Origin of the sequence: uncultured Thiodictyon sp. (genome assembly GCA_903837595.1) — a bacterium.
GTDB lineage: Bacteria > Pseudomonadota > Gammaproteobacteria > Chromatiales > Chromatiaceae > Thiodictyon.
This window is the reverse complement of the sequence record CAILVI010000537.1, coordinates 1-5,742: the sequence shown is the minus strand read 5'-3', so window position 1 is coordinate 5,742 and position 5,742 is coordinate 1. Positions and strand designations below refer to the sequence as shown.

7 protein-coding genes are annotated in these 5,742 nt (G+C 65.7%); 2 read left to right on the top strand and 5 right to left on the bottom strand.

What is annotated here, in order from left to right:
- Positions 1–326: 326 nt before the first annotated feature.
- Genes QZY44_RS32690 through QZY44_RS36060 form a run of 3 tightly spaced genes read right to left on the bottom strand, consistent with a single transcriptional unit; the run spans position 327 to position 3,376 of the window.
- Entirely contained in the window at positions 327–563 is a 237-nt protein-coding gene (locus QZY44_RS32690; RefSeq protein ID WP_295457560.1) for a FeoC-like transcriptional regulator, read from the bottom strand.
- Between the two features lie 2 nt (positions 564–565).
- Positions 566–2,926, bottom strand: a complete 2,361-nt coding sequence (feoB, locus tag QZY44_RS32685; protein ID WP_295457557.1) for a Fe(2+) transporter permease subunit FeoB — start codon at positions 2,924–2,926, stop codon at positions 566–568.
- 21 nt (positions 2,927–2,947) lie between these two features.
- Positions 2,948–3,376: a FeoA family protein gene (locus QZY44_RS36060; protein ID WP_365305769.1), complete on the bottom strand. Its 429-nt coding sequence runs from the start codon at positions 3,374–3,376 to the stop codon at positions 2,948–2,950.
- Positions 3,377–3,534: 158 nt separating this feature from the next.
- On the opposite strand from QZY44_RS36060, the gene QZY44_RS32675 reads away from it, so the two are divergent.
- Positions 3,535–3,864 (top strand): type II toxin-antitoxin system PrlF family antitoxin, encoded by a 330-nt coding sequence (locus QZY44_RS32675; RefSeq protein ID WP_295457554.1) that lies wholly within the window; start codon positions 3,535–3,537, stop codon positions 3,862–3,864.
- Entirely contained in the window at positions 3,861–4,376 is a 516-nt protein-coding gene (locus QZY44_RS32670) for a type II toxin-antitoxin system YhaV family toxin (RefSeq protein WP_295457551.1), read from the top strand. Before QZY44_RS32675 ends, QZY44_RS32670 begins: the two co-directional genes overlap by 4 nt.
- A gap of 128 nt (positions 4,377–4,504) precedes the next feature.
- Here the strand turns inward: QZY44_RS32670 and QZY44_RS32665 are convergent, their stop codons facing one another.
- Together QZY44_RS32665 and QZY44_RS32660 are read right to left on the bottom strand one after the other, a co-directional pair.
- A complete protein-coding gene (locus QZY44_RS32665) occupies positions 4,505–4,837 on the bottom strand; it encodes a helix-turn-helix transcriptional regulator (protein ID WP_295457548.1) in 333 nt (110 codons plus the stop codon).
- Positions 4,827–5,036, bottom strand: coding sequence for a type II toxin-antitoxin system RelE/ParE family toxin (locus QZY44_RS32660; protein ID WP_295457563.1), 210 nt, complete (start codon positions 5,034–5,036; stop codon positions 4,827–4,829). Before QZY44_RS32660 ends, QZY44_RS32665 begins: the two co-directional genes overlap by 11 nt.
- Positions 5,037–5,742 lie beyond the last annotated feature (706 nt).

The following is a 5,742-nucleotide window of genomic DNA, read 5'->3' as shown; positions in this document are numbered from 1 at the left end:
GTGCTCTCCCGCGCCCTGGTGAAATACCTCCACGGCCGCGAATTGCACCCGCCGTCGGGCTTACCGGCCCCGGCATAGCCGGAATTTAGCCTCCGCGTGTACCCATCCGCGGGTCAGGAACGGCCTGAGGCGGGCACCAACTGCTCTTTCTAGGGTCATTATCGACCCCGTGCGGCCACCACGTCACGCTCAGCCGAAATGTTCCGGCGCCGTCACGGGAGGTTGAGATCCTGCGCCGCGGCGACGAGATGATTCTGCATCAGCCGCGGCGCAGCCTGGCCGATACCTTCGATCGACTCGCGACCATGCCGGACGATCTGAAGCGCTTAGTCCGCCCGCCCTGCCCCCACCCACTCATAGGTCTCCACCTGCGACTGGTCGCACTTGCCGCAGCCGCTCCCGCAGGCCGCGCCGTTGGCGATGCGGCGCACCCGGCCGCGGCGCTCCAGGGTGGCCAACATGCCGCGCACCGCGTCGGGGCTGGCGTCGAAGCGGGTGGCGAGATCGATCAGGGGCGCCCGCCGGTGTTGGGCCAGGTAGCCGGTGAGTTCGGACAGGATCATGGTCAAGCACCTTTGATCAACGGTTGCCCGGGGCGCAGGTCCCGGTCCGGGCCGGCGCGGTCGGCGAGCAGGCGCATCGTGACGACCACGGCGACGAACAGGCCAACCATCACCGCGATCCAGGCCGCGGAATGGGCTGGGTTACGCGCAAAGATGGCGCTCTGGTAAAAGACGGTGGCGATGCCATAGCCCAACCCGGTGGTCCAGAGCACGGCGAAGAGGGTCCAGCCCGGGGTGCTCTCCCGCCAGATGGCCGCGATGGCCGCCGTGCAGGGTGAATAGAGCAGGATGAACAGCAGGTAGGCGAAGGCCCCCGCCGCCCCGTCAAAGCGCGCGGCCATGGCGCCGAAGGTACCGGCCTTGACGGACTGGCGCTCGGCGGCGGCGTGGGCGTCGTTCAGGTTCCCGAGATCGAGCCCCAGCGGATCGCCCCAGTTGCCCAGGGCCTTGCCCAGGTTGGCCGGGATGGTGGCCAGCGCGGCTTGCAGACCACCGAACAGGCTGTAAGGCTTCTCCGCCGCCTGCCCCCCGGCATCTGCGACGGCCAGGGCCGAGTAGGTGGCATCCAGGGTGCCGACCACGGCCTCCTTGGCCAACAGGCCGGTGAAGATGCCGACGGTCGCCGGCCAGTTGTCGGCCTGCAGCCCCATAGGGGCAAATGCGGGGGCGCTGCTGCGCCCCAGCTCGGCCAACACCGAGCGCTCGCTGCCCTGGTTGCCGGTACTGCCGTCGGTGCCCAGGCTGTTGAGCACCGTGAGCACCAGCACCATGGGGACGATCACCCGCCCGGCACCCAGCACGAACCCCTGGGTGCGCTCCCAGGTATGCAGGGCCACACCCTTCATTGTCGGCAGGTGGTAGGGGGGCAATTCCATCACGAAGGGGGTACTCTCGCCCTTGAGCAGGGTGAATTTCATGATAAACCCGGTCAGCACGGCCACGGCGATGCCGATCAGATAGAGCCCGAAGACCACATTCTGCCCGCCCACCGGAAAGAAGGCGGCGGCGAACAGTGCATAGACCGGCAGTCGCGCCCCGCATGACATGAAGGGGGCCATGAGGATGGTGAGGATGCGGTCGCGCGGGTTCTCCAGGGTGCGGGTGGCCATGATGGCCGGCACGTTGCAGCCGAAGCCGACCAGCAGCGGCACGAATGACTTGCCGGGCAGACCGATGGCACGCATGAAGCGGTCCATGACGAAGGCAGCACGCGCCATATAGCCGGAGTCCTCCAGCACCGACAGGAAGATGTAGAGGAAGCCGATGATGGGGATGAAGGTGGCGACCACCCGCAGGCCGCCGCCGATACCGTCGGCAATGAGCAGGATCAGCCAGCCGGGCGCCCCCAGGCCGGTCAGGACCTGGGTGGTCCCGCCAACGAAGAGGGTGGTGGCAGCGTGGTCGAAAAAGTCGATGAAGGCCCCGCCGATGTTGATGGTGAACATGAAGAGCGCATACATCACCGCCAGGAAGATCGGAATGCCCAGCACCCGGTTGAGCATCACCGAATCGATGGCGTTGGAGAGGTCGCGGGACGCCCGCCCGGTCTGCGTGACAACGGTCTGGGTCAGCCCATGGGCAAAGCCGTAGCGGGCATCGGCGAGCAGGATGTCCACGTCGTCCACCTGCGCACCGAGCAGGGCGCGCGCCTCCGCTCGACTGACCGCCTCCCCCACCAGGTCGCGTACCAGGTCGTCACCCTCCAACAGGCGGGAGGCGAGCCAGCGCGGCGGATCCCCGGCCGCCTGGGCGATCGGCGTGAGACGCGGCAGGAGCGCGGCGATGGCCGTCTCCAGGGTATCACCATAGGTCACCTGGGCACTGGCCACCGGCGGGGCGTCCATGGCCTCCAGGACCACGCGCTTGAGGTGCTCGACGCCCTCGCCGTCGGACGCGGAGACCGGCACCACCGGGCAGCCGAGCTGCCGGGCCAACGCCTCCACATCGATGCGCAGGCCATGATCCCGGGCGACGTCGATCATGTTGAGCGCCAGCACCAGGGGGCGACCCATCTCGATCAACTGGGCGGTGAGATAGAGGTTACGTTCCAGACTGGACGCATCCAGGATGTTGAGGATCAGGTCCGCCTCACGGGCGTGCACAAAGTCCCGGGCGATGCGCTCGTCGAGCGACACGTCCTGGTCGGTCCCGGCCGCGATCACGTCCAGCGAATAGGTCCCGGGCAGGTCCACCAGGTTGAAGTCCGCACCGGCGAAGCGGTAGCGCCCGGTCTTGCGCTCCACCGTCACCCCGGGCCAATTACCCACCCGCTGACGGGAACCGGTCAGCGCGTTGAACAGGGTCGTCTTACCGCAGTTAGGATTGCCGACGACGCCGATGGTGAATTCTTGGTGCGTGCTCATGGCGCGTCCCCTTGCCGGTACTTAAGAAAGGCGCTCCACCCGCAGGGCGGCGGCCTCGTCGCGACGCAGGCTCAGGTTGGAGCCGCGTACGCGCACCTCCACCGGGTCGCCCATGGGCGCGACCCGCAACACCTCGAACTGCACCCCGGGGGTCAACCCCATCGACAGGAGTTTGCGCCGATAAGCCCGGCCGCCCTCTTCAAAGCCCTGCACCCGGCCGCGCTGGCCGATCCGCAAGGCCTTGAGCGTGGTCTGGGGGGCCGAGTCCTCAGGGGCCGCGGGGCCGGTGCGTGCAAACGCGGACCAGAGAGACCGGGCCAGCGTCCCGAGCACCCCGGCATTGGACACGTCCTGGCAGCGCCCCACGGGACCGGGGCAATCAGGGCAGGCAGCGGTGGAGTGGATCATGATGGCAGGCAGGCGCCGATGGGTAACGAGAATGATTCGCATCTTAAACCCGGACTGCGGCCGATGCAACTACCGCAACAAGAGGCGAAGGCCGCTCAACAGGCGAGGAGATCAAGGGTCGGGCGCCAGCAGCTGCATTGACGAGGCAATGCATTTGCATTACCCTTTTCCGCAAGCACTGTCTGTCATCGGAACCTGTCATGCCCGCCGCCCTTGAAGCCGAATCCACACTGACCGACCGTTATCAGACCACGGTTCCGGAGACCGTGCGCCGCGCCCTCCGACTCGGCAAACGCGACAAGATCCACTACAGCATCCGTCCCGGTGGCGAGGTTGTGCTGACGCGCGCCAGCGCCGACGGAGCGGATGATCCGGTGATCGGTCAGTTCCTCGACTTTCTTGCGCGCGACATGGCCGACCATCCGGATCGCCTCCGCTCGGTGGACGCCGATCTCCTGCATCGCATCCAATCGCTCGCCGGCGCGGTCGAGGTCGACCTCGATGCCCCCCTGACGGCGGACGATGAATGAGCGGCGAGACACCATCGCCGTTGATGGTGGGCGGTTGGACGATCTTCACTCACCCCCTGTTTCTCGATCAGCTCGATGTATTGATCCAACAGGTCGAGACCCTCAAACAGAAAGACCCTGTCGGGTTCGTCAAGAAGAACGCGGCCAAGCGCCTCGCCGCGATCGCCAAGTTGGCCTTTGAGGTCATTCCTGCGGACCCGACCCGTCCCGAGTATCGTCAAGGCAGCACGCTCGGGGATGCACACCGGCATTGGTTTCGGGCCAAGTTCTTTCAGCAGTACCGTCTGTTCTTCCGGTATCACGGGCCGAGCCGGGTGATCGTCTTCGCCTGGGTGAATGACGAGGCGACCAAGCGTGCCTACGAAAGCGCGGATGATGCCTACCGGGTCTTCCGCAAGATGCTGGAGAGCGGCCACCCGCCGGACCACTGGGATCGACTGCTTGCCGAGGCGCGGGAGGAATCCGGGAGATTGCGGCAAGTGGTGGGCGCGGCGATCAATGTCGAGTCCTGAGCGCAAGTGGGATGGTAAGGACCGCTCCCAGCGGTTGACCGGAGCAAGCAAGCGTCCGGCGGAGTTGCATGATCCGCTAGCGGGTGCCGGCGAAGAGTCGTCGTACGCCCCCTATTCCCCCGCAGCCATTAAGCGACCGTGGCGCTGGCGCCGTTGATTGCCTCGGCGAGATCGCGGTTAGTGGCACCCAAGGCGAAGAGCGAGCGGATCAGGAGATCCAGCGAAATCGACGCGTCGCCCGCCTCCATCTTCGCGACGCGCGACTGACTGGACTTGATGCGCCGGGCCAACTCGACCTGGGTCAGGTGTTGCCGCTGACGCTGCGCCCGCAGCGCATCGCTCAATCGGAGCCGCAGATCCACATAGGCCGATTCTTCCGCCGATAGTCCGAGGAAGTCGTCGGCAGTGCCGACCTGCCAGCCCTGCGCTTCGAGACGCCGTTGCTTTGCTTCATCGATCATAAGCTTCAAATCGTCGCTTGCAGGTGTCGATAACTGGGCCGGGTGTCGCTGGCGTCTTCTTGCGGAAGACCTCGCCGATAATCACCGCGCCATGGTCCAGCCGATAGATAATGCGCCAAGTCCCGTCGGCGTCGTTGATACGCAACTCATGGCAGCGCGGCCCGATCACCGGCATCGGCCGCGAGTGGGGCATCGGCAGAGTCTCGCCGCGCTGGAGTCAGCGCAGCAACACCCCCGCCTCGATCCGGGCGGCGGCGGAGAACGGCGGGGTCTTGACCTCGCCGTGCAGCCAGACGAGCGGCCTGTCGGAGTGGTTCATATGACTTAAGTATATGTCGGATTCGACATATTATCAAGCACGGGTACCGGGCGGAAGGATTAGGCGCTCTCAGCGCTGCGGCCGAAGCTCCTGCTCCGCCATGGGCCGCCGGACGAGCCACCCGTTCTGTCGGCGAGGGTTGATTCAAGAGTGCTTTCCATGCTGGCGAGCGGCGGCACTGACGCCGCGTCTTGTCCGCGCTGCGGACCTGCGGTTTACGGCGGTGTGATAGCTTCCTGGCGCTTCAGCCATTCTTCGGGACCGGCCAAGCGTGCGGTGCCTTCGGTGTCACCCGCAGCGGCGGCCTTGGGCTAGCAGGTCAAACCTCGCGGATAATAGAGCGAGAAACATCGGCAGGAGTCTTTGGGTCTATTCGTAGTCGGAGAGTAAGCCGAGTCCTTACCGTCGCGTAGGCTGAAGTTTGTATTCTCTGTTTGCCGCCTGATTTCCCGGCGGTGCCACGCTATCTCAGCCATACGACAGTTCGCTCTCGACTCCTCGCAGAACCGGACTTGGAGTGTTACACCATCCGGCTCCCAGTTTGAGTCTTCCACCATGGAATAGGGTAAAGGTCATGGACGATGCG